Raw genomic sequence first — 20,935 nt, forward strand, 5'->3', positions numbered from 1 at the left:
AAGAATCGAAAAACGGGGGAGCACTGGGGGACAGCTCCAGCAAGCAGTTGAAGCCAAACTCTTTTCCTTGCCTTCACACGGGAGGGGTCACAGGTTCAATCCCTGTCGCGCCCACCATTTTTCAAGGCAGATCCTGGAAATAGAGCAACGGCAGTGTCGTTCTGCCGCAAACGTTGTGGCCGCGACCCGGAGCGGGCAGCCGCATCGGTCACAGGCCGGTTGAAAACGGACGCGGCAGGCCTATCGTTCCAGGGACACTGACCGGACGCGGATGTGGACCTGCCGGATCGTACCGAACAGTTCTTCCCCGTTGCACTCGTTCCGCCGGTATCGTCCGCACACTTCCACGATCCGGGGGTGATCATCGTCTTGATCGACGATCGTCCGCAAGACAAACCTGAAACCCGACTTCTGGGCGCTTGCGTCTTCAAAGCATTGAAGGAAATGAGGGCGGTCTTCCGGATGGTAGTGCTTGGCGAGACGGACCAGGTTCACAGCCCCGGCCGTCGGCGGCATTCCCTGCAGAATGCAGGCATCGCGCGAAAAATAGGCAAGACCCTCGTCAAGATCGAAACGCCAGATGCCGTATTCTTCAAACTGGGCCAGGACATCAAGGAGATTGGCGTTGCGCAGTCCGACATCGCCCATCGACTGGGCATTCTCCCGTGTCGGCCTGATTTCGATTTTCAGGTGGTCGTGCCGGGGACTGGGATTGTTGCTGGACATTCTGCCGTTCAACCTCGTTGGTTATCGCAGGCCAGTTGAAACTGCGATTGCGGGCGAACAACGGCTCTCATTGAATTATCAAATGCTCATGAAAAGAGCAATTGCCGAATGTCCGGCCACGTCGGTGAAATGATCCGATCTTGACGTGTCCGGCGAGGCACCGGCCCCTTGGCGCACTGTCGCCGGGGGCATCGCGCCAAAGGCAGGCCCCCGGCCGGTCATCGACGCCTTCCGGCGGCGGCTGCGCAGCGATCGCTTTTATTTATTGCTTTATAAGCATTGTCACACGGACAAAACTATTGTCTGTATATTCACGCACCCACAAGCAAAGTGCCCGAAGCTTGGAGGTATGAAAATGAATGTTTCGGATGTCGAGGAACAAGTAGCTTCGATAGCAAGACTGACCGACGATCATGCCGCTGCGCATATGGCGGAAGAATTCCTTTACGAGCAAGTACTTAGAGCAATAGCCAACGGAATTTGCAAGGATCCCAGGGGATGCGCGCAAGCAGCGCTGGCTGTCGCTGAACTCGATTTCCCGCGCCTGTACGGCTAGAGCAATTCCAGCGAAAGTGGATCCCGGTTTCGCGTTCGGAATTGCGGCCAACAAGAGCAATTCCAGCGAAAGTGGATACCGGTTTCCCGTCCGGAATTGCGGCCAACAAGAGCAATTCCAGCGAAAGTGGGAAACGGTTTCGCGTCCGGAATTGCGCCTGACCTGCAGGATGGAGCATCGGAGCGTTTCGACGAAATGCAAAAATGCTCCGGCGGCCACCGAGGGTGAATGCCCTCACCACCGGAACCGACCGTCGCGAGGGGCAAGGACGGTCGAAGCCGGCCATTGCCTCTCCCGTCACACGGGAGTGCCTGTCAGTTTTTGCCAGGGTCCAGCCACTCTCCACCCGGCCGGCAGCGCCGGCAGGTGGCGGCAAGGCAGGCAATTGGGGGCCAGGCTGGCCGCCTGGCCGTTCGCTGAAAGGAGAGGCGCGGCGCTACTCCTGGAGGGATTCGATATAGTCGACCAGCGAGACCATCTTGGCCCGCACGCGCAACTCGGCGCCGTAGGGCGACCCCGTCTCGCCGATTTCCTGGGTGAAGACATCGCCCCAGATCGGCATCGGCCCGCCCGAATGCCCTCTCACACCTGTCCGTCCGTCGACAATGTGGAACACGTCGAGATAGGGAAAGACACCATGGTTGTTCTTGGTCAGGACCCGCAGGTTCGCAGGCTTGATCGTCAGGTATTGCGCAAAACCGCCATCGCCGAGCCCGGTGCTGCCATGGCACGTCTCGCAGGACGCGATGTAGAGTTCCTTGCCGAGAAGGTTTTCCTGGGCATGGGCAGCCGAAACCGCCGCGATCATTCCCAAAGTGCCGATGGCCACGCACGCCGCTTTTGCCTTGAAAGAACCAAGCATGTTTTCCTCCTGTGACGACCTGGACGTTCACGATCCCAGTCCTTGAAAAACCTGGCATTGACGGCCATCAATGAGCGGACCTGGGCGGTCCCGCACCGTTTCCGCATTGGAGGAGAGATGACGACAGCCCGGCTCGAACACACCAGGGCGGCAAGGCTGGGCATCATGCGCCCTGCCCCCGTCTTCGCGCCCGATGTCCTCGCGGCCCGTTTCATTGCGGCTCTTGTCCTCACGTTCTCCTGGCTGCTCGCCGCACCCGCCATCGCGCTTGCGGCCAAGGTGCCGCCGACATCGGTCACCGTCCTGACCCACAAGGAAAACGCGTCGATCGCCGCCGACACGCTCGTCATCCGGATCAGGGGGCCGATCCTGCCGCCGGTGACGCGGCGCTTCAACGAGGCGATGGCGTCCAGCGGTCCGGACCTGAAGACGGTGATCGTCGATATCGACAGTGACGGCGGCACGCTGGGCGAGGCGGAACGCCTGGCCGCAGCGCTGCACCCCCTGCGCGATCGATACGACCTGACGACCTATGTCCGCCATGGCGGGCATTGCCTGTCGGCCTGCGTTCTCGTTTTCCTCGAGGGCGAGAAACGGATCGCCGGAAGCGCCAGTTCATGGCTGTTCCACGGCGTCTGCCATCGCTATCGCGACCGCCCCTCCCCGAAGGAAACCCAGCGGTTCATCGACCTGATGATGCGATCCGGAATCAACAAGGACTTCGTCTGCCGGATGATCGAGAAGGGCTACTTTACCGATCCCGGAGATTTCTGGGCCAGCGGCTACGAGCTCTTCCATATCTACGATTCGAACATCATCACGCAGATGATCGAACCCTGGCAGCCGCGCTGAAGCAATTCCAGCAAAAGTGGTTTCCGGTTTTGCGTCCGGAATTGCGCGAGGAAAGAGCCAATTCCAGCAAAAGTGGCTCCCGGTCTTGCGTCCGGAATCGCGCGTGGAAAGAGCCAATTCCAGCAAAAGTGGTTTCCGGTTTTGCGTCCGGAATTGCGCGTGGAATGAGCCAATTCCAGCAAAAGTGGCTCCCGGTCTTGCGTCCGGTTCCCCCCGGGTCGGCACAGGGCGATGCCACGGCTGGCCACATCGCTTGCCGGGTCTATCCCACCCTGTAGCTTTTCTAAACTGGAGTCGTTGACGACAGTTTTTATAATCTTTACCAATTTTGTCTACTTTTAGAGGGGAACGCGGCTGGCACGGAAGCCCGGTGCCGGATCATGGCCGCCGTCTGCGACAGCGGACGGTCCGCCCCTTTTCGAGAGGGGTCCGGCCCTTTGCCGCGGCCCTTGGTTCCACCACCATGCAAAACAATCGGATGACCCCGGCCGGCATGGCGGGGCATCTTGAACGGAGAGACTGACGATGACATTCAAGAGCCTTCTTCTTGGCTCCGCGGCGGCGCTGGCTACCGTTTCCGGCGCCCGTGCTGCCGACGCGGTTGTCTACGAACCCGAACCGGTCGAATATGTGAAGGTCTGCGATGCCTACGGCGCGGGCTTCTTCTACATCCCCGGGACGGAGACCTGCCTGTCGATCAACGGCTATGTCTACTTCCAGGTCGGTGGCACCAGCGACCGCGACGGTGGCCTCGCCATCACCGACACGCCCGGCTACCACGGCTTCGGCTACGGCGGGTACAACGTGGCGACCCGCGGCCGCCTCAACATCGACGCCCGCTCGGACACCGAGTGGGGCACGCTGCGCAGTTTCGTCCGGCTGGAGGGAACGTGGGGTACCAATGCCGATGGCAACGTCGCCCTCAACCAGGCCTACCTCGAACTCGGCGGCCTGCGCATGGGCTACACCGAGTCGGCCTGGGTTGAGTCCATGAATGCCGGTGTCGCCGTCCTCGGTTCCCACTCGGACAGCGGCCTCTATTTCGCCAACCAGCTTCGCCACCAGGTCAACTACACCTTTTCGGCCAACGGCTTTGCCGCCACGCTCTCGCTCGAGCATGACGAAGGCCCGGCCGCGACGGACTGGGTTCCCGATGTTGTCGGCGTCCTGTCCTACAACGCCGGCTGGGGCGGTGCCTGGGCCAAGGTCGCCTACGACAACGACGACCTCATCCTGCCCGGCCGCCAGGGCGGCTGGTCCGCGCAACTCGGCATGCAGGTCAACATCCCCAACATGAACGGCTCGTCGCTGCGCCTGCTCGGCTTCTACGCCGACACGCCGAACGCCTATGCCGTGGGGTCCGAGTGGTCGGTCCTGGCCTCCTACAACCACGTCTTCACCGACACGTTCTCGGCCTCCGTCGGCTTCCAGTACTTCAACGACACCAACTATGCCCTGGCCGGCTCGCCGGATGCCTGGGCGGCCGAACTGTCGACGGTCTGGACCCCGGTCCAGAACTTCGAGGTCCGCACCGAGTCGGTCTACACCAAGGCGGACGGCCTTTCCGGCTCGCTGTCGAGCTTCGTGCGCTTCACCCGCTACTTCTGATCCCGGGCCCCACCCGTCTCGACGGCAAAAGAAAAGTGCCGGCCCGCGGGCCGGCACTCGGAACGGGGATCGCGATGCGGAGATTTCGTTCAGCCCGCCGCTTCGCGCGCTTCCTTCACCGCGTCCAGCGCCTTGAGCAGGTGCTCGTCGCGGCCGTAGACGTCGGAGAAGAAGCCGATGCTGCCGTCCTCTTCCGGCCAGGCCGTGAAATAGGCGACATAGACGGGGATCTTCACCGGCACCCGGCGGCTGGAATGCCCGTTCGCCAGTTCACGGCGGATCTCCGCGACGTTGGTCCCCAGCACTGCCGCCGCCATTTCACGCGGCTTCTGCAGGCGTACGCAGCCATGCGAGAAGGCACGGCTGTCCCGGTTGAACAGCGACTTGGACGGCGTGTCGTGCATGTAGATCGCATGCTTGTTGGGGAACAGGATCTTCAGTTCGCCCAGCGCATTGGCCTCGCCCGGCGTCTGCCGCACGTTGTAGGGAATGTTCGCGCCATAGGCGCCCCAGTCGATGCTCGACGACGGGATGTTCCGCCCCTTGGCATCCGTCACCTCGTAGCCGGCACGGTCGAGATAGCCCGGGTCGTTGAGCAGGCGCGGCAGCATCTCGTTGACGATGATCGACCGCGGCACGCCCCAGTAGGGGTTGAAATCGACCTGCTCGATCTCGTCATAGAAGAACGAGGTCTGGTTGGTCTTCTTGCCCACGACCACCCGCATCGACAGCTTCACGTCGTTGTTTTCGTAGTAGCGGACGATGAACTCCGGCTGGTTGATGAAGACGCGCCGCGCGCCGAGATCGTGCGGCAGCCAGCGCAGCCGCTCCAGCGCCAGCCGGATCTTCTCCATGCGCTCGACCTTGGACGCCGGGCTGATGGCAGCCACCGTGCGCGGGCCGATGATCCCGTCGGGATTGAGCCCCCTCGCCTTCTGCACCGCCTTGATGACCGGCACCAGGTCGTCGCTGTAGGTATCGCTCTTGCGCGCCTTCATGATGTCGAGCCCGTGCTCGGCCATGATGTCCGGATTGCCGTCGCGCCAGACGATCTCCATCAGCTTGCCGAATTCAGGGCTGCTGCCGCCGGGCCGCAGGAACAGCTTGCTGTCGACGACGACCTCGGCCTCGGTTTCCTTGCGGATACGCGCCATCGCGGCACGCAGCTTCTTGTATTCCGCGCCGTGCGGCGCCTTGTCGGCGAGCCAGGCGCCGGCATCGGTCGCGGCCGCCAGTTCGCCCAGCGCCTTGTCCGCGTCGAACGGCAGCACCGGCAGGTCATGGTAGCCGGACAGCTTGTCGGGATCGACCCGGCCCGACGCGACATCGCGCGAATAGCGCAGCACCCGCGCCGACAGCGTCATCTCGAAGCGGACCAGTTCCTTCAGCCGGCCCGCCATGTCGTTCATCGAGAAGGCCGCGTCCGGGGCAGTCACGGCATATTGCTGCGCGTCGAGCCCTTCGTCACCGGCACTGTCGAGAACCGCCAGCGCCGCCTGCGCCTTGGCATTGGGACCGAAACCGGTAACCCAGATGAAATCGGGGTGCTCCGCGTAATAGGCGGCGATCGCCTTGGCATCCGCCTTTTCCGCCGTCAGGTCGAAGCCCTCGAGCGCCGGGGCAGCCGCGGTGAAGCTGGCGCCACCCGGCAGCGTCATTCCCGGAACGGCCGCAGCGGCAGCGATGACCTTGGAAAAGTCCACCCGGACCGGTGAAACCGCCTGGTAGGAGAAGTAGCGCGGCGCCGAAACCTTCGGGATGGCAACGGTCCGCTTGGGCTTCACCGGCTCCTGCGGCACCTCCGGCCGGGCCTGCCACGGGCGCTGGCGGCCCCGGTCGAGATCCCGTTGCGGCCGGCGTGCGGACGTGTCGAAGCGGCCGCGAATCAGGTCGGACAGCCAGTTGGATTCCGCGTGGGCCTGGACCGGCGCGGCGACCGTGAAACCGGTCACCGACATGGCAAGCGCGAGAAAAAGGCGAGGAAAAATCGAGCGTTTCATCAATACAGGATCCTGGAGCGGGGCCCGGCGGCGCTTCGGGCGTATGTCATCGGCGACGGCACGCCGCCAGACGGACGGCTTTCCACAATGATACGGATTTGAATCAAATTCGTTAAGTCCGGCAAACGGAAAAGTCTTCCACCATGCTTAACGGGCGCGAAAAAGGCCGGCCCGCGGCGCGGACCGGCCAGTTTCCAAGTCCGGATATCCGGCCCGGGCGCGATCAGTGGGTCAGGCGCAGGGCCCGGATGTTCGTCGCGATATCCTGAAACGCCTTGTCGAGCGCCCCGGAATTGTTGGCATCGAAGAAATGCTGCGCCGTGCTGGCGCATTTCCGCATGATCTGCCGGGCAGTGGGCGTCACCGCGCTGCCGAAGGTCACCGTGTAGATCTCGGTGCCCTGCGTCTTTGCGAAGGCGCATGCCTTTTCGGTCCAGTCGTTGGCGCGCGCCACGTCTGTTCCCAGGTGATCGGGCGAGATGTCGAGCCGTGGCGACTGGAAGTTCTCGCCGTCGGTCATCAGCACGATCACCTTGCGGACCGGCTTCTTCGATGTCGCGATGTCCTCGCCCTCGGTGAACGGCGGCTGCGGCGAAAGCACCCGCTGGGCCCACATCACGCCGTCGGCGATGTAGGTGTTGTTCCTGGGCATCAGCACGTCGATCCCATTCAGGATCGCCGCGCGATCCGTGGTCAGCGGCTGAAGCGGGCGCGCACAGAGCACTTGCATGACGCCTGGAAACCGTGCCTTTTCCAGCCCGCTCGGATCGCTCGGCATGTCATCGGAGAGCGTCAGCATGTTCTGCAGCGTTCCGCGCGTTCCCACGCAGCCGTACCAGGTTCTGTAGACGGTGTAGTTGTAAGGCGTACAAACCTGCGTTTGGCCCCAGATCGGCGGACAATAGTCCTTGATGACGGTGACACCGTCCGTCACATATGCTTTCGGGTAGCACGTGTCGTAGCCGATAACCACGCTGACCGAGCGGCAGCCCGGCAAGCTATACTGCTTGGCGGTATCGTCCGGCACGTCCATCCATGGTTCCTTGCGATATTTCGCTGGCATGTTGACATACTGGTCGAAGGGAACCAGCCCGACCTTCACCGAGGTCCGGCCATCCGCCGCGTCGAACATCACGTTCGTGAAATTCGTCGCCGCCTTCTTGAGGCCATCGATCTTTCCGTCGGCGATCATGGAATAGGTCGTGTCGAGCGCCATGACCACCTCGAGCGCGATGCCCGAACCGATCTGGCTTGCCGAAAACACCTTCAGCGTCTGCGTGCCCGCGTTGACCAGGTGCATCAGGAGCGGATCGTAATTGCTCTGCGCCTCGATCTCGACCGCCTCCGCCCCGGTCTGGGGATCGGTCGTCTTTTCATACCGTGTCACCTCGACGGCGGCGAGCTTCGTGTTCGCCAGCAGGAATTGCTTCACCTCGCCCTGGTCGGGCAAGGCACCGTCCACCTCGTAACGCCGGGCGGCGAACAGCGCCGCCGCATCCGCCGCATTGTGCAACTCCGACGTATCCCGCGACATGGCCGCGTAGTCGAGCGCCAGCCCCATGAAGCCCGTCAGCGGCAGAACCATGAGCGCGAACGTCACCGCGATGTTCCCGCCGGACGACCGCAAGAATTCAAGACATTTCTTCATTTTAATCATCGATTGTATTCCGCACACATTACAACCTATGATGTCTTACGATGCGAAAGGTAAAGGTTTCGTTCCGCGCCGTGACTTGCCACTGGTCGGCCCCGAACAGGCCGGCGCTGCGTCGGGCGCACGCGGCACGGCCTGCCCGCTTCGTCCGTTCGGCGGACTGGATTTTGCTGCCTCTTGCGGTAAAGAGAGGCACCTGAACCCCGATTGCCAACGGAGCGCATGTCATGGCCGAGACCTTCACTGCCGATCTCTTCCCGCTTGCCAAGGACGAAACGCCCTGGCGCAAGCTGACCTCCGACTACGTCTCGGTTGACACGTTCAAGGGCCAGGAGGTTCTGACGGTCGATCCGGAAGGCCTGCGCCTGCTCTCCGAGACCGCCTTTGCCGACATCAACCACCTGCTCCGCCCGGGCCACCTGGCCCAGTTGGCGAAGATCCTGGAAGATCCCGAAGCCACCGAAAACGACCGTTTCGTCGCTTATGACCTGCTGAAGAACGCCAACATCGCCGCCGGCGGCGTGCTGCCCATGTGCCAGGACACCGGCACGGCCATCATCATGGGCAAGAAGGGCCGCCGCGTCTGGACCGAGGGCGGCGATGCCGAGGCGCTCGGCCAGGGCGTGCTGGATGCCTACGAGCGCAAGAACCTGCGCTATTCCCAGCTGGCGCCGCTGAAGATGTTCGAGGAAAAGAACACCAGGAACAACCTGCCGGCCCAGATCGACATCTACGAGGAAGGCGACGACGCCTACAAGTTCCTGTTCATGGCCAAGGGCGGCGGCTCGGCCAACAAGACCTTTCTCTACCAGGGCACGCCGTCGCTGCTGACCCATGACCGCATGATCGACTTCCTGAAGGAAAAGATCCTGACGCTCGGCACCGCCGCCTGCCCGCCCTACCACCTCGCCATCGTCATCGGCGGCACCTCGGCGGAGATGAACCTGAAGACCGTCAAGCTTGCCTCAGCGCGCTACCTGGACGGCCTGCCGACAGAGGGTTCGGAGACCGGCCACGCCTTCCGCGATCTCGAGATGGAAGCGGAAATCCACAAGCTGACCCAGCAAATGGGCGTCGGCGCGCAGTTCGGCGGCAAGTATTTCTGCCACGACGTGCGCGTCATCCGCCTGCCCCGCCACGGCGCCTCCCTTCCCATCGGGCTGGGCGTCTCCTGCTCGGCGGACCGCCAGGCGCTCGGCAAGATCACGAAGGACGGCATCTTCATCGAACAGCTCGAGAGCGACCCGTCGAAATACATGCCCGACATCGACGAGGGGGCTCTTTCCGATCACGTCGTGAAGATCGATCTCAACCGGCCGATGAGCGAGATCCTCGCCGAACTGACCAGGCACCCGGTGAAGACGCGCCTGTCGCTGACCGGGCCGATCATCGTCGCCCGCGACCTGGCCCACGCCAAGATCCGCGAACGGCTGGAAAACGGCGAACCCATGCCCGACTACTTCAAGGATCACCCGATCTACTACGCCGGCCCGGCCAAGACCCCGGAGGGCTATGCCTCCGGATCCTTCGGTCCGACCACCGCCGGGCGCATGGACAGCTACGTCGACCAGTTCCAGTCCTTCGGCGGCTCCATGGTCATGCTGGCCAAGGGCAACCGGTCCCGCCAGGTGCGCGATGCCTGCGGCCGCCATCACGGCTTCTACCTCGGATCCATCGGCGGCCCGGCCGCCCGCCTCGCCCAGGACTGCATCAAGAAGGTCGAGGTCGTGGAGTATCCCGAACTCGGCATGGAGGCGATCTGGCGCATCGAGGTCGTCGATTTCCCCGCCTTCATCGTGATCGACGACAAGGGCAACGACTTCTTCAAGGAGTTGAACCTGGGCTGAGGCGAGCCTGACAGGGCCCATGAACCAGCCATGAACGGGGGATTGCGCCCCCGTTCAGCCGGGCTGCGTCACTCTGGCTTCATCACCGAAGAGATGGAGACCGGTCATGTTGAACCCGCAGATTTCGCCGATCGTCGCCGCCGCCGCCCTGGCAGCCTCCCGCAGCCGCATCGGCGCCATGCCGCACGAGGGCAGTGTTCTGGCCAAGCGGGCCACGACGCATTACGCCTACAACGGCGCCGGCGACCGCATCATCGCCCGTGGCCGGTAGGAAAAGCGGAACGGCTCAGTGCACCCGCTTTTCCAGCCAGTTGCGCCAGCCTTCGCGCGTTCCGTTGAAGGCATTGAGGTCGATATGGTTGTCGACCCCGGAAGCCAGCCCCGTCCCGGTATATTGCCAGAAGGCGAAGTCGCGGCCCGGGTAGACGTTTTTCGGATGATCCGCCGTTGAGCGCAGCCAGAAGGAATGGCCGGTGAACTGGCCTTGCAGGTTGTCATCGTAGAAGTCCGGCGTGGTGTAGATCACCGGTTCCTGGCCGTAATGCCGTTCCAGCTTCTCCATGAAGACCTTCATTTTCGCCAGCACCACCGCGCGGGCCGGCCGCGTCGGACAGGTCTTGGAATGGGCATTCCATTCCACGTCGATCACCGGCGGCAGGGCGCCCTTCTCCTTCGGAACGTTCTGGATGAACCAGTCGGCCTGGACCTCGGCGACAGAGCACCAGTAGAAAAAGTGATAGGCGCCGCGCGGCACGCCGGCCCTGCCCGCCGCCTGCCAGTTCTTCAGGAAGCTCGGGTCGATGTGGTCGTCGCCCTCGGTCGACTTGATATAGGCGAAATTCGCCCCCTGCTTCTTCAGGCTCACCCAGTCGATGTCCCCCTGCCAGCGCGACACGTCCACGCCGTGCACCGGGTAGTCGTCCGGCTCGACCTTTCCGAAACTGACGGGCTTGGCATCTGAAAAGCGCGGCTTGCGGATGGTGCGGGTAATCGCCTTCACCACCTCGCGCGGCGCCGGTTCCGCCGACAGCGCCACCAGTTCGGCGCGGGTGCTGTCTGCCGGTTCCGCATGGGCGCCGGCGTTTGTCTCCACGGTCGGCGCGGCCGGAGCCGGCGCTTGCCCGACCGCGCGGGCCGGCACAGGTGCGCCGATCGACCCGGTGATCATGGACGAGGAATCCAGGGCGTCGACCCCGCCGGACGACGTGCAGCCGGAAACGAGAAACGCTGCCAGGGCAAGTCCGGCGACCGTGGAAAGCGGTTTCACGCCAGCAATCGCGCCAGAGGACCGGGATGGAGCCCCGGAGCGATTCGGCCGATGGCGGAACGGATCGAGGCAGACACTGGACGCGAAGATACGCACGCGGGCACCCGTTGATGTGAGCATTTCGCGGTCAGACAGAAAATGTCCGGCAACCGCGCAAATGCGGCAAAACACGCTCGTTCGGCCGTTTCGGGCCGGGCCTTACCCGGCAAGCGGGCAAACCGGGTAAAGGGCTAACGGGAAATGAATAACAAATCGCAAATGCCGCGCATCTCTTCCGCGCCTCCATCGTTCACCTGCGATCACGATCGTTCACGTTTTGTGATGAAGGGCATTGACTGTGCTGGCGAGCTTGGCGAGTTTGGGCCTCCACCGTCCCCCCAATTGTCTTGCCCCTGGACAGAACCATGCTGACCCGTTTCCTGACTGCTTTCGCCCTCGCCATCGGCCTTGCGGCCCCGGTTTCCTTTTCCGTGACGACACAGGCTCAGGCCGAATCCGGCTTCGCCAGTTTCATCCGCGGCGGCCAGCCGCGCGTGCGCCATGGCCGCTACGCCTCCGACAAGTCGCCGATCCCGCGCGAGACCGTCCGGTCCGACCTGCCGGCCAACACCATCCTGATCGACACCAGCGAACGCCGCCTCTACTACGGCCTCGGCAATGGCAAGGCGCTGAAATACGGCGTCGGCGTCGGCCGCGAGGGCTTCACCTGGCAGGGCCGTCACAGGATCACCCGCAAGGCCGAGTGGCCCGGCTGGACCCCGCCCAAGCAGATGATCGCCCGCGAGGCCCGCAAGGGCCGCAAACTGCCCGCCTACATGGAAGGCGGCCCGAACAATCCGCTCGGCGCGCGCGCCCTCTACATCGGCTCGACGCTCTATCGCATCCATGGCACGAACCAGCCCTGGACGATCGGCAAGGCCATGTCGTCGGGCTGCATCCGCATGGCCAATGACGACGTCGTCGATCTCTACAGCCGCGTCGACGTCGGCACCCGGGTGACCGTGCGCCACTGATCGCGGCCCCGCGGTTCCGCCACCGGACGTTTCCGCCGGCCCTGTGCCGGCGGTTTCGCGTTCAAGGGCGCATTCTCCCCAATCCGGAGCAATTTTGTTAACGCGCATGACCTAATGCAGCGTCATGCGTTCGATGATCATCCTCCTGTTCCGCTGGTTGCGCCTCGACAGGCCCGTCAACGTGCTGCTTTACACGTTGGCCTTCACCGCCTTCACCATCACGGTCACGGTCGCCTCGCTGACCATCGGCATGCTGTTCATCGCGCCGGACCTGCCCGGTTATGTCCTTGGCGGGGTCATCGGCATCGGAACGGCGATTTCCGGCTTCATCACCCTGCCGATCTCCTTCATCATCCTGTCCACCCTTCACCTCCAGCTCAAGACGTTGTCGGAGGTCCGCGCCACGGTCCGCTACGATTCGCTGACCGGCGCCCTGAACCGCTCCGCCTTCATGCGCTATGCCATCGGCAACTGGCGCGGCGGCGGAGCCTTCCTGATGGTGGACGCCGACCACTTCAAGCAGATCAACGACACCTATGGCCACGCGGCCGGCGACGAGGCGCTGAAACGGATTGCCGACACGCTCGTCGAACAGGTCGGCGAGACCGGTGAAGTCGGACGCCTCGGCGGCGAGGAATTCGCCATCTTCCTGCCCGGGCTCACGCTGGAGGAAGGGGAAACGCTGGCCGAAACGCTCCTCGAGGCCATGCGCCTGCAGGACCTGCCGGCGCTCCGGGGCGAGCGCCGGATCACGGTGTCCATCGGCGTTGTCGGCTGCGAGGGCAATGTCCGCATCGAGGACGTGATGAACCTCGCCGATGTCCTGCTCTACCAGGCCAAGCACAAGGGCCGCGACTGCGCCGTCTCGCCGCGCACGGTCACCCGCCCGGAGATCCTGCGCGACCTGCCCGCCTTCAGGGCGGCGTGACGCCCGCGCCTTGCCAGCGCCCGCGCCCGCACGTAGTTTCGTCCGGCTTTCAAAAACGTAGCCGGAGGAAATCGTGGGGATGAAACGCGGGATCAAGCAGATGATTGCCGAGGCCGATGCCGAGATCGTGGCGCTGAGCCCGGCCGAGGCCGCCGAGGCGGCACAGGATGAGAATGTCCTCCTCGTCGACATCCGCGACGTGCGCGAACTCCAGCGCGACGGCGTCGTTCCCGGTGCCTACCACGCGCCCCGCGGCATGCTGGAATTCTGGGTCGACCCGGAAAGCCCCTATCACAAGCCCGTCTTCGCATCCGGCAAGCGCTTCATCTTCTTCTGCGCCGGTGGCCTGCGCTCGGCCCTGACCACCAAGACCCTGCAGGACATGGGCCTGGACCCGGTCGCCCATGTCACCGGCGGATTCGGCGCCTGGCGGGAAGCAGGCCTTCCCATCGCCGAATACCAGAAAAAGCACTGAATCGATGCAAGAACCGGTCGATCGCCAGCAAAACCGGCGCATCGCAACATGTCGGAGTCGTAAATCGGGCCGCCTCTTGACCTGCGGCAAGGCATGCTGGCCGTCATCCGCTGATGATTTGAACGGATAATCATCGGATATGCATGAAATACGGAGAGGGAGGCACGGATGTACTCGAAAATTCTCGTCCCGGTGGACCTAGCGCACGCGGACAAGCTCGAGAAGTCACTGGAAACCGCGGCAAGACTGGCCCGGATGGAAAACGCCACGCTCGTCTACTGCGGCGTGACCGCGGGCACGCCGGGCGCCGTCGCGCACAATCCGGAAGAGTTCAAACAGAAGCTGTCGGATTTCGTGGCCGGACAGGCTGCCCGCACCGGCATCGAATCGACGGCGATTGCCATGACCAGCCACGACCCGGCCCGCGACCTCGACGACGCCCTGCTCGAAGCGATCCGCCAGTCCGGCGCCGATCTCGTCGTCATGGCCTCGCATGTGCCCGGCGTCGCCGATCACTTCTTCACGTCCAATGCCGGCTGGCTGGCGACCCATGCCAGCGTTTCTGTCATGGTCGTCCGCTAGCCGGCGGAATCGCGCAGGGCCCGCCCCGCGCCTGTGCTGCGGCGGGGCGCGCGCCTACCACATCGAGGACTTTGCCCGCTCCGGCCAGGCCGCGTCATAACCGGCACCGCCGGCGGCGCCGTTGCTGGCCGCCGCCAGCATCTCGCCCGCCGTCGGCAGGCTCGACGGATCCACCCGCGCCTCGTCGGCCCACAGGTTCGAACGCATCAGCGCCCGGGCACACTGGAAATAGACCTCGGCCACGTGGATGACGAGAACGCTGCGCGGCACCTTGCCGTCCACGGCGAAACGCGCGGTCAGCGCCCTGGCGACCGACACCTCCGCCCGCCCGTTGACCCGGAGCGTCGTGTCGGACCCGGGCACGAGGAACAGCAGACCGACGCGCCCGTCGGTCACGATGTTGGCGAGCGAATCGACGCGGTTGTTGCCCTGCCGGTCCGGCATCAGCAGCGTGCGCGGGTTCTCGATGGTCACGAAGCCGGGCCGGTCGCCGCGCGGCGAGCAGTCCAGCCCGCCCTCGCCCGCCGTTGCCAGCAACGCGAAGGGCGACGCCTTGATGAACGCGCCGTAGGCCTCGTTGACGTGGTCGAGAACCTTAGCCGTGGAGGCAAGGCCCGGCTCGCCGTAAAGCGCCTGCAGCTCTTCCAGCGACGTGATGATGCTCATGCGATGGTCTCCCTCGGCGGACGGATCGTTTCAGGAAAGGCTAAGCCGCCGGGAGGCATCCGTCTACCGTCGCGCCGGGTCGCGCGAGAGGCCCTTCTGCGCCAGTTCGTCCAGGTAGGCCTGCCATTTCTCGTCCATGGCGCGTCCGTGCTCCCGGAACCACGCCCAGGTGAAGATGCCCGTGTCGTGCATGTCGTCGAAGGCCACGCGGATGGCGTAGTTGCCCACCGGTACGATGGCCATGATTCCGACATCACGCTTGCCGGAAACCAGCTTGCGCTCGGACGGCGAATGCCCCTGGACCTCCGCGCTCGGCGACATGACCCGCATCATTTCGGCGCTGAACGCGTAGGCCGCGTCGTCGAATGTCACGGTCAGCGTGCGCTTGTCCTTTGACAACCGGATCTCGCTCGGTGCATCCATGGCGGCCCCCTGTCTGCCTGTTCGGCGGAAAATCTGCGCCCAGAAGTGAGGCGCTTTGCGCGAAAGAACAAGGCCCTGTCGCTCCCTCGCCCTTGAAAACCCGCCCCGGGTGGACAAAATGCGGGGAAAGAACATATGCGGCTGCCTGCCCGCGCGGAAACGCGGCGGTGAGCCGGAGGGAAGGAAGACCATGTCCGCCAACGACACCCAGATGATCGACCCGTTCGGCCGCGCCGTCACCTATCTGCGCGTCTCGGTTACCGACCGTTGCGATTTCCGCTGCACCTATTGCATGGCCGAGGACATGACCTTCCTGCCCAAGAAGGACCTGCTCTCGCTGGAGGAACTGGACCGGCTGTGCACGGCCTTCATCGACAAGGGCGTGCGCAAGCTGCGCCTGACCGGCGGCGAACCGCTGGTGCGCAAGAACATCATGCACCTGATCCGCCAGCTCTCCCGCCACCTCGGCACGGGCGCCCTGGACGAGCTGACGCTGACGACCAACGGCTCGCAGCTCGCCCGCTTCGCCGATGAACTGGCCGATTGCGGCGTGAAGCGCATCAATGTCTCGGTTGACACGCTGGATCGCGACAAGTTCCGCCAGATCACCCGCTGGGGCGATCTCGGCAAGGTGATGGAAGGCATCGAGGCCGCCGAGCGCGCCGGGTTGAAGATCAAGCTCAATGCCGTGGCGCTGAAGGGCTTCAACGACCGCGAGATCCCCGACATGCTGCGCTGGGCCCATGGCCGCGGCATGGACGTGACCCTGATCGAGACCATGCCGATGGGCGAGATCAGCGAGGACCGCACCGACCAGTACCTGCCGCTGTCGAAGTTGCGTGGCGAATTGGAAGAGCAGTTCACGCTGACCGACATCCCCTTCCGCACCGGCGGTCCGGCCCGCTATGTCGAGGTGAAGGAGACCGGCGGAAAGCTGGGCTTCATCACGCCGATGACGCACAATTTCTGCGAAAGCTGCAACCGCGTGCGCATCACCTGCACCGGAACGCTCTACATGTGCCTCGGCCAGGACGATGCCGCTGACCTGCGTGCCCCGCTGCGCGCCTCGGAAGGCAACGAGCTGCTGTCTGCCGCCATTGACGAGGCCATCGGCCGCAAGCCGAAGGGCCACGACTTCGTGATCGACCGGACGACGAGCCGTCCGGCCGTCTCGCGCCACATGAGCGTGACCGGCGGCTGATCCATCAGCCACGCCGTTCCGACGCATCAGTTTTCTGCGCTTTTCAAGCCGGCGCAACGGGTGTACCGGAGCGTTCAGGCTGACCGGACGGCAGGGGATCGCGTGGTGCGCCCCTCGGGGTCATGGCAGCGCCATGTCGGACAAACCCGGTGCCGCTCACGCCCAATGCCCGCGCCGCCCTGCTGATGACCCTGTCGATGGCCGCCTTCCTGGTCAACGACATGTGCACCAAGCTGGCATCCCAATCGGTCAACATGGGCCAGGTCATGCTGGTGCGCGGCTTCTTCGCGTCCGCCATGCTCGTCTGGCTTGCCCGCCGCAACGCGCCGGCCGCGCCCTGGCGGCGGCTGTCCCATCCCATGGCCGTGCTGCGCACCGCCGGCGACGTGCTGGCAACCGTCACCTATCTCATCGCGCTCGCCAACGCGCCGCTGGTCTCGGTCGCATCCCTGCTCCAGGCCCTGCCGCTCGCCATCACCATGGGCGCGGCGATCGTCTTCCGCGAACCGGTCGGCTGGCGCCGCTGGAGCGCGATCATCGTCGGCTTCGTCGGCGTGCTGATCATCCTGCGCCCGGGGTTCGGCGCCTTCTCTGTCTGGTCCGCGCTGGTGCTCGGCACCGTCTTCTTCTGCACGGTCCGCGACCTGGCCACCCGTGCCATCCCCGCCAATATCCCGTCGCTCCAGGTCTCGGCCTTCACCGCGGTCTCGGTCATGGTCACCGGCGGCGTGCTGATGTTCCCGATGGGCGGCTGGCAGGCGATGACGCCGGCCACGCTGGGCATTCTCGTGGCGGCAGCCGTCTTCGTCCTCATCGGCTACCAGGCGCTGACCCTTGCCATGCGCACCGGCGACCTGTCCTCGTCGGCGCCCTTCCGCTACACCGCGCTCGTCTGGGCGGCGCTGTTCGGCTACATGGTCTTCGGTGAAATTCCGGACGTCCCGACCGCCGTCGGCGCGCTCCTGATCATCGGGTCCGGGATCTTCACGATCTACCGCGAGCGCAAGCGCAAGGATGCAACGAACATCGTTGCCACCAGCACCGCGCGCGCCGGCGCGCGCGGCCTCTGAGACACGGCTTCAGGCAAAGCGCTTGGAATTGCGGAAGGCCTCCAGCGCGGTCCGGTCCGCCTCGATCTCGGCGAAGACGAAGTCGTGGAACGCCTTGACCTTCGGCGCGTCGAGCGTTTCCGGCAGGCAGCAGAAATAGAAGCTCGCCTGCGCCTTCATCATCAGGTCGAAGGGGGCGACCAGCCGCCCCGAAGCGATGTCGCGCTGCGCCAGGAACAGCCGTCCCAGCACCACGCCGGCGCCGTCGATGGCCGCTTCAAGCGCATGGTCGGCATGGGAGAAGCGCGGGCCGCGCGTGCTGTCGACGTTGTAGACCCGCATCCGCTTGAGCCAGTCGCCCCACCCGACGCTGCCCGGCAGGAATCCGGCCGAATCGTCGTGCAGAAGCGTCACCTTGCCCAGATCGTCCGGCGACGACATGCCGCCGATCTGTTCCAGCAGCCGCGGCGAGATGAGCGGCAGAACCGCTTCGTCGGTCAGCGGCTCGACGTGAAGCCCGGGATAGTTGCCGCCGCCGAAACGGATCGTCACGTCCACTTCCTCGGTGCGAAGGTCGGTCAGCTTGAGCCCGGCCGAAATCCGCAGCTCGATGTCCGGCCAGATCTCGATGAAGCGGTGAATGCGCGGCGACAGCCACTTCGACGCCGTCGCAGGTCCGGTGGAGACGGTCAGCACGTTGGGCGGCGTTTCGGGACGCAGCCGCGCCATGGTCGAATGCAGCCGTTCGAACGCATCGGAGATGCCCGGCGCGACACGTTCGCCGTGCTCCGTCAGTTCCACCGCCCGGTTGAGCCGCAGGAACAGCGGCGTCTGCAGGTAATCCTCCAGCTGCCGGATCTGGTAGGACAGCGCCGACGGCGTGACGTGCAGTTCTTCCGCCGCCTTCTGGAAGCTCATGTGGCGCGATGCCGCCTCAAAGGCACGCAACGCATTCAGGGGCGGCAGGCGATAGGCCATGGTTCACTTCAAATTTCCTGATCCGATTGAGGCAGATTACCCGTTTGCCGCCAACCCGGCAATCACCTAGTTTTCACGGTGTGTTCGCACGCTGGCCTCCCAAGCCATTGCCCCGCAGGAGAACCGCAATGCTCTACAATCCGATGACGAACCGGCTGATCGGCCCGAATGCCGTTGAATATTACACCCGCGAAGCCCGGCGCGAGCAGACCAGGGCCTTTGCCCACGCCCTCGACCGGGTCTTCGGCCGGCGCTGAAGCCGGTCCCTGTCCGCTCAACCAGCATTGCCGCCCGGGTCGCCCCGATCCGGGCGGCTTTTGTTGACGGGCTGCGGAAACGATTTTGGCGTGACGGTTCTCTTCAAGTGAGTTAAAGCGAAACCCATGACGTCGCTTGCAGAACCCGCCCCGGCCCCGGCGCCGCACATCATCATTCTCGTGCTCTGCGCGGCGGTCAGCCCGCTCGCCATCAACATCTTCATCCCGTCCATGCCCGGCATGGCGAAGGAATTCGGGGTTCCCTACGCGACGATCCAGCTCGGCCTGTCGCTCTACCTCGCCATGACCGCGGCGATCACCCTCGTCGCCGGTCCGCTCTCCGACCTGTTCGGCCGCCGGCCGATGATCATCGGCGGCTTCCTGCTCTTCGTTCTCGGCAGCGCCATGACGCTGCTGGCCGACAACGCGACGGTCTTCCTCGCCGGCCGCATCATCCAGGCGGCCTCGGCCACCGGCATGGTCCTGTCGCGTGCCATCGTCCGCGACCTCTACGACCGCGACATGGCCGCCTCCATGATCGGCTATGTCACCATGGGCATGGCGGTCGCGCCGATGGTCGGCCCGGCGATCGGCGGCCTCCTCGATGACCTCTACGGCTGGCGCGCCAGCTTCCTCTTTCTCGCCGTGCTGGGCACGCTGGCCACGCTCGTCGTCATGGCGCGCCTGCCGGAAACCAACTCGACCCGCGGCCAGCCGCTGTCGCGCCAGTTCGAGAGCTACGGCAGCCTGCTCTCCTCCGAGCCCTACTGGTATTTCGCGGGTTCCGGCGCCCTGGCCGCCTGCATCTTCTACGGGTTTCTCGGCGGCGGCCCGGTCATTGCCAGCCATCACCTCGCCATGACGCCGACCAGTTACGGCCTCTGGTTCGCCGCGACGGCCGTCGGCTACATGATCGGCAACTTCATCTCCGGGCGCCATTCCCGCCGCATCGGCGTCGCCCGCATGCTGCTTTTCGGCGCGTTGATTTCCCTGGTCGGCGCCCTGCTTCCCTTTGCCCTGCTCGGCTGGCTCGACCTGCGCCTGCCGGTCGCCCTTTTCGGCCCGACGATCCTGATCGGCATCGGCAACGGCATGACCATTCCCAACGCCACTGCGGCCGCCGTGTCCGTGCGCCCCGAAGCCGCCGGCGCGGCATCCGGCCTGATGGGCGCGATCCAGGTTGGTTTCGGCGCCCTCGCCTCGGTTCTCGCGGGGATCATGGCCGGCGACGGCAGCGGCATTTGGGGTTTCAGCGCGACGCTGGCCGCCTTCGCCCTCATCGCGTTTTTCCTTGCCTGGCGCGCCTGGCACCTGGCGCGCCATCCCGCCTGAGACGCGCGATGAGCGGAGACCGTCCCGAACAGGAAACGCCGCCGCCAGCGCCTTTGCCCGCCGGTCTCGTCCTCGCCGGCGGCCTCTCCCGGCGCATGGGCGGTGGCGACAAGGCGCTCGCCATGCTCGCCGGCCGCCCCATGCTGGCGCATGTCCTCGACCGGATCGGCACGCAGGCCCGGCCGCTCGCCATCAACGCCAACGGCGACCCGTCCCGCTTTGCCGCCTTCGCCCTGCCCGTCATCCCGGACACCATGGCCGGCCACCCCGGCCCGCTGGCGGGGATCCTCGCCGGGCTGGACTGGTGCGCCGCCCTGCGTCCCGCGCCGACCCGCCTGCTGACCGTCCCCGCCGACACGCCCTTCCTGCCGCGCGATCTCCTGGCCCGCCTGTCCGCGGCAGGCGAAGCGGACGTGGCGGCGATCGCGTCGTCGCAGGGGCGGACCCATCCCGTCGTCGGCCTCTGGCCCGTCACCGTGCGGGACCGGCTGGCCGCCTTTCTCGCCGACCCGGACAACCGCAGCGTCATGGCCTTCCTCGGCGGGTGCCCGCACCGGACCGTCGACTTTGCCGGACCCGGCGGCCAGGACCCCTTCGCCAATGTCAACACGCCGGACGACCTGCGCCGGGCGGAACGGCAGATCGCGGCGGGTGAATGA

The 20,935-nt window shown here is 65.0% G+C and carries 22 protein-coding genes; 15 read left to right on the top strand and 7 right to left on the bottom strand.

Features of this window, described 5'->3' with window-relative positions:
* Window positions 1-273: 273 nt before the first annotated feature.
* Together CSC94_RS24315 and CSC94_RS24320 are read left to right on the top strand one after the other, a co-directional pair.
* The gene (locus CSC94_RS24315; RefSeq protein WP_133122967.1) at window positions 274-765 is read left to right on the top strand and encodes a hypothetical protein; all 492 of its coding nucleotides are present in this window, start codon (window positions 274-276) and stop codon (window positions 763-765) included.
* Between the two features lie 316 nt (window positions 766-1,081).
* Complete coding sequence (locus tag CSC94_RS24320) at window positions 1,082-1,282, top strand: hypothetical protein (protein WP_133122970.1); 201 nt, start codon at window positions 1,082-1,084, stop codon at window positions 1,280-1,282.
* A 436-nt stretch (window positions 1,283-1,718) separates the two neighbouring features.
* Here CSC94_RS24320 and CSC94_RS21490 read toward each other — a convergent pair whose 3' ends face one another.
* Window positions 1,719-2,144 carry a c-type cytochrome gene (locus CSC94_RS21490; protein WP_099308439.1) on the bottom strand — a complete coding sequence of 142 codons (426 nt, stop codon included), beginning with the start codon at window positions 2,142-2,144 and terminating at the stop codon, window positions 1,719-1,721.
* 117 nt (window positions 2,145-2,261) lie between these two features.
* Here CSC94_RS21490 and CSC94_RS21495 point away from each other — a divergent pair, with 117 nt between their 5' ends.
* Both CSC94_RS21495 and CSC94_RS21500 read left to right on the top strand, forming a co-directional pair.
* Window positions 2,262-2,996 (top strand): S49 family peptidase domain-containing protein, encoded by a 735-nt coding sequence (locus CSC94_RS21495; protein ID WP_133122972.1) that lies wholly within the window; start codon window positions 2,262-2,264, stop codon window positions 2,994-2,996.
* A 525-nt stretch (window positions 2,997-3,521) separates the two neighbouring features.
* On the top strand, window positions 3,522-4,604 hold the full coding sequence (locus tag CSC94_RS21500) for a porin (RefSeq protein ID WP_099308441.1): 1,083 nt from the start codon (window positions 3,522-3,524) through the stop codon (window positions 4,602-4,604).
* Window positions 4,605-4,693: 89 nt separating this feature from the next.
* Here CSC94_RS21500 and CSC94_RS21505 read toward each other — a convergent pair whose 3' ends face one another.
* Window positions 4,694-6,604, bottom strand: a complete 1,911-nt coding sequence (locus CSC94_RS21505) for a L,D-transpeptidase family protein (RefSeq protein WP_099308442.1) — start codon at window positions 6,602-6,604, stop codon at window positions 4,694-4,696.
* A 223-nt stretch (window positions 6,605-6,827) separates the two neighbouring features.
* Complete coding sequence (locus CSC94_RS21510) at window positions 6,828-8,204, bottom strand: pilus assembly protein TadG-related protein (RefSeq protein WP_165784548.1); 1,377 nt, start codon at window positions 8,202-8,204, stop codon at window positions 6,828-6,830.
* 281 nt (window positions 8,205-8,485) lie between these two features.
* Here CSC94_RS21510 and CSC94_RS21515 point away from each other — a divergent pair, with 281 nt between their 5' ends.
* The gene (locus CSC94_RS21515; RefSeq protein WP_099308444.1) at window positions 8,486-10,105 is read left to right on the top strand and encodes a fumarate hydratase; all 1,620 of its coding nucleotides are present in this window, start codon (window positions 8,486-8,488) and stop codon (window positions 10,103-10,105) included.
* Window positions 10,106-10,211: 106 nt separating this feature from the next.
* Complete coding sequence (locus tag CSC94_RS24710; protein WP_165784549.1) at window positions 10,212-10,376, top strand: hypothetical protein; 165 nt, start codon at window positions 10,212-10,214, stop codon at window positions 10,374-10,376.
* A 15-nt stretch (window positions 10,377-10,391) separates the two neighbouring features.
* Here the strand turns inward: CSC94_RS24710 and CSC94_RS21520 are convergent, their stop codons facing one another.
* Window positions 10,392-11,372, bottom strand: coding sequence for a glycoside hydrolase family 25 protein (locus CSC94_RS21520; protein ID WP_245408456.1), 981 nt, complete (start codon window positions 11,370-11,372; stop codon window positions 10,392-10,394).
* Between the two features lie 404 nt (window positions 11,373-11,776).
* On the opposite strand from CSC94_RS21520, the gene CSC94_RS21525 reads away from it, so the two are divergent.
* The 4 genes from CSC94_RS21525 (at window position 11,777) to CSC94_RS21540 (ending at window position 14,370) form a co-directional block, all read left to right on the top strand.
* Window positions 11,777-12,385 carry a L,D-transpeptidase gene (locus tag CSC94_RS21525; protein ID WP_099308445.1) on the top strand — a complete coding sequence of 203 codons (609 nt, stop codon included), beginning with the start codon at window positions 11,777-11,779 and terminating at the stop codon, window positions 12,383-12,385.
* Between the two features lie 124 nt (window positions 12,386-12,509).
* A complete protein-coding gene (locus tag CSC94_RS21530) occupies window positions 12,510-13,313 on the top strand; it encodes a GGDEF domain-containing protein (protein ID WP_099308446.1) in 804 nt (267 codons plus the stop codon).
* Between the two features lie 79 nt (window positions 13,314-13,392).
* Entirely contained in the window at window positions 13,393-13,788 is a 396-nt protein-coding gene (locus CSC94_RS21535; protein WP_099308447.1) for a rhodanese-like domain-containing protein, read from the top strand.
* Window positions 13,789-13,956: 168 nt separating this feature from the next.
* Entirely contained in the window at window positions 13,957-14,370 is a 414-nt protein-coding gene (locus tag CSC94_RS21540; protein WP_099308448.1) for a universal stress protein, read from the top strand.
* A 54-nt stretch (window positions 14,371-14,424) separates the two neighbouring features.
* Here the strand turns inward: CSC94_RS21540 and CSC94_RS21545 are convergent, their stop codons facing one another.
* Window positions 14,425-15,036 (bottom strand): pyridoxamine 5'-phosphate oxidase family protein, encoded by a 612-nt coding sequence (locus tag CSC94_RS21545; protein ID WP_099308449.1) that lies wholly within the window; start codon window positions 15,034-15,036, stop codon window positions 14,425-14,427.
* Window positions 15,037-15,099: 63 nt separating this feature from the next.
* Entirely contained in the window at window positions 15,100-15,459 is a 360-nt protein-coding gene (locus tag CSC94_RS21550) for a gamma-butyrobetaine hydroxylase family protein (protein WP_099308450.1), read from the bottom strand.
* 190 nt (window positions 15,460-15,649) lie between these two features.
* Here CSC94_RS21550 and moaA point away from each other — a divergent pair, with 190 nt between their 5' ends.
* Both moaA and CSC94_RS21560 read left to right on the top strand, forming a co-directional pair.
* Window positions 15,650-16,660, top strand: a complete 1,011-nt coding sequence (gene moaA / locus CSC94_RS21555; protein WP_099308521.1) for a GTP 3',8-cyclase MoaA — start codon at window positions 15,650-15,652, stop codon at window positions 16,658-16,660.
* A 149-nt stretch (window positions 16,661-16,809) separates the two neighbouring features.
* Window positions 16,810-17,730 carry a DMT family transporter gene (locus tag CSC94_RS21560; protein WP_099308451.1) on the top strand — a complete coding sequence of 307 codons (921 nt, stop codon included), beginning with the start codon at window positions 16,810-16,812 and terminating at the stop codon, window positions 17,728-17,730.
* 9 nt (window positions 17,731-17,739) lie between these two features.
* On the opposite strand, the gene CSC94_RS21565 is transcribed toward CSC94_RS21560, so the two are convergent.
* Entirely contained in the window at window positions 17,740-18,687 is a 948-nt protein-coding gene (locus tag CSC94_RS21565; RefSeq protein WP_099308452.1) for a transcriptional regulator GcvA, read from the bottom strand.
* Window positions 18,688-18,815: 128 nt separating this feature from the next.
* Here CSC94_RS21565 and CSC94_RS25195 point away from each other — a divergent pair, with 128 nt between their 5' ends.
* From CSC94_RS25195 to mobA, 3 genes are all read left to right on the top strand, one after another.
* Window positions 18,816-18,944, top strand: coding sequence for a hypothetical protein (locus CSC94_RS25195; RefSeq protein WP_280950005.1), 129 nt, complete (start codon window positions 18,816-18,818; stop codon window positions 18,942-18,944).
* A 126-nt stretch (window positions 18,945-19,070) separates the two neighbouring features.
* The gene (locus CSC94_RS21570; protein WP_099308453.1) at window positions 19,071-20,276 is read left to right on the top strand and encodes a multidrug effflux MFS transporter; all 1,206 of its coding nucleotides are present in this window, start codon (window positions 19,071-19,073) and stop codon (window positions 20,274-20,276) included.
* An 8-nt stretch (window positions 20,277-20,284) separates the two neighbouring features.
* The gene (gene mobA, locus CSC94_RS21575) at window positions 20,285-20,935 is read left to right on the top strand and encodes a molybdenum cofactor guanylyltransferase MobA (protein ID WP_099308454.1); all 651 of its coding nucleotides are present in this window, start codon (window positions 20,285-20,287) and stop codon (window positions 20,933-20,935) included.

Source organism: Zhengella mangrovi, assembly GCF_002727065.1.
GTDB lineage: Bacteria > Pseudomonadota > Alphaproteobacteria > Rhizobiales > Rhizobiaceae > Zhengella > Zhengella mangrovi.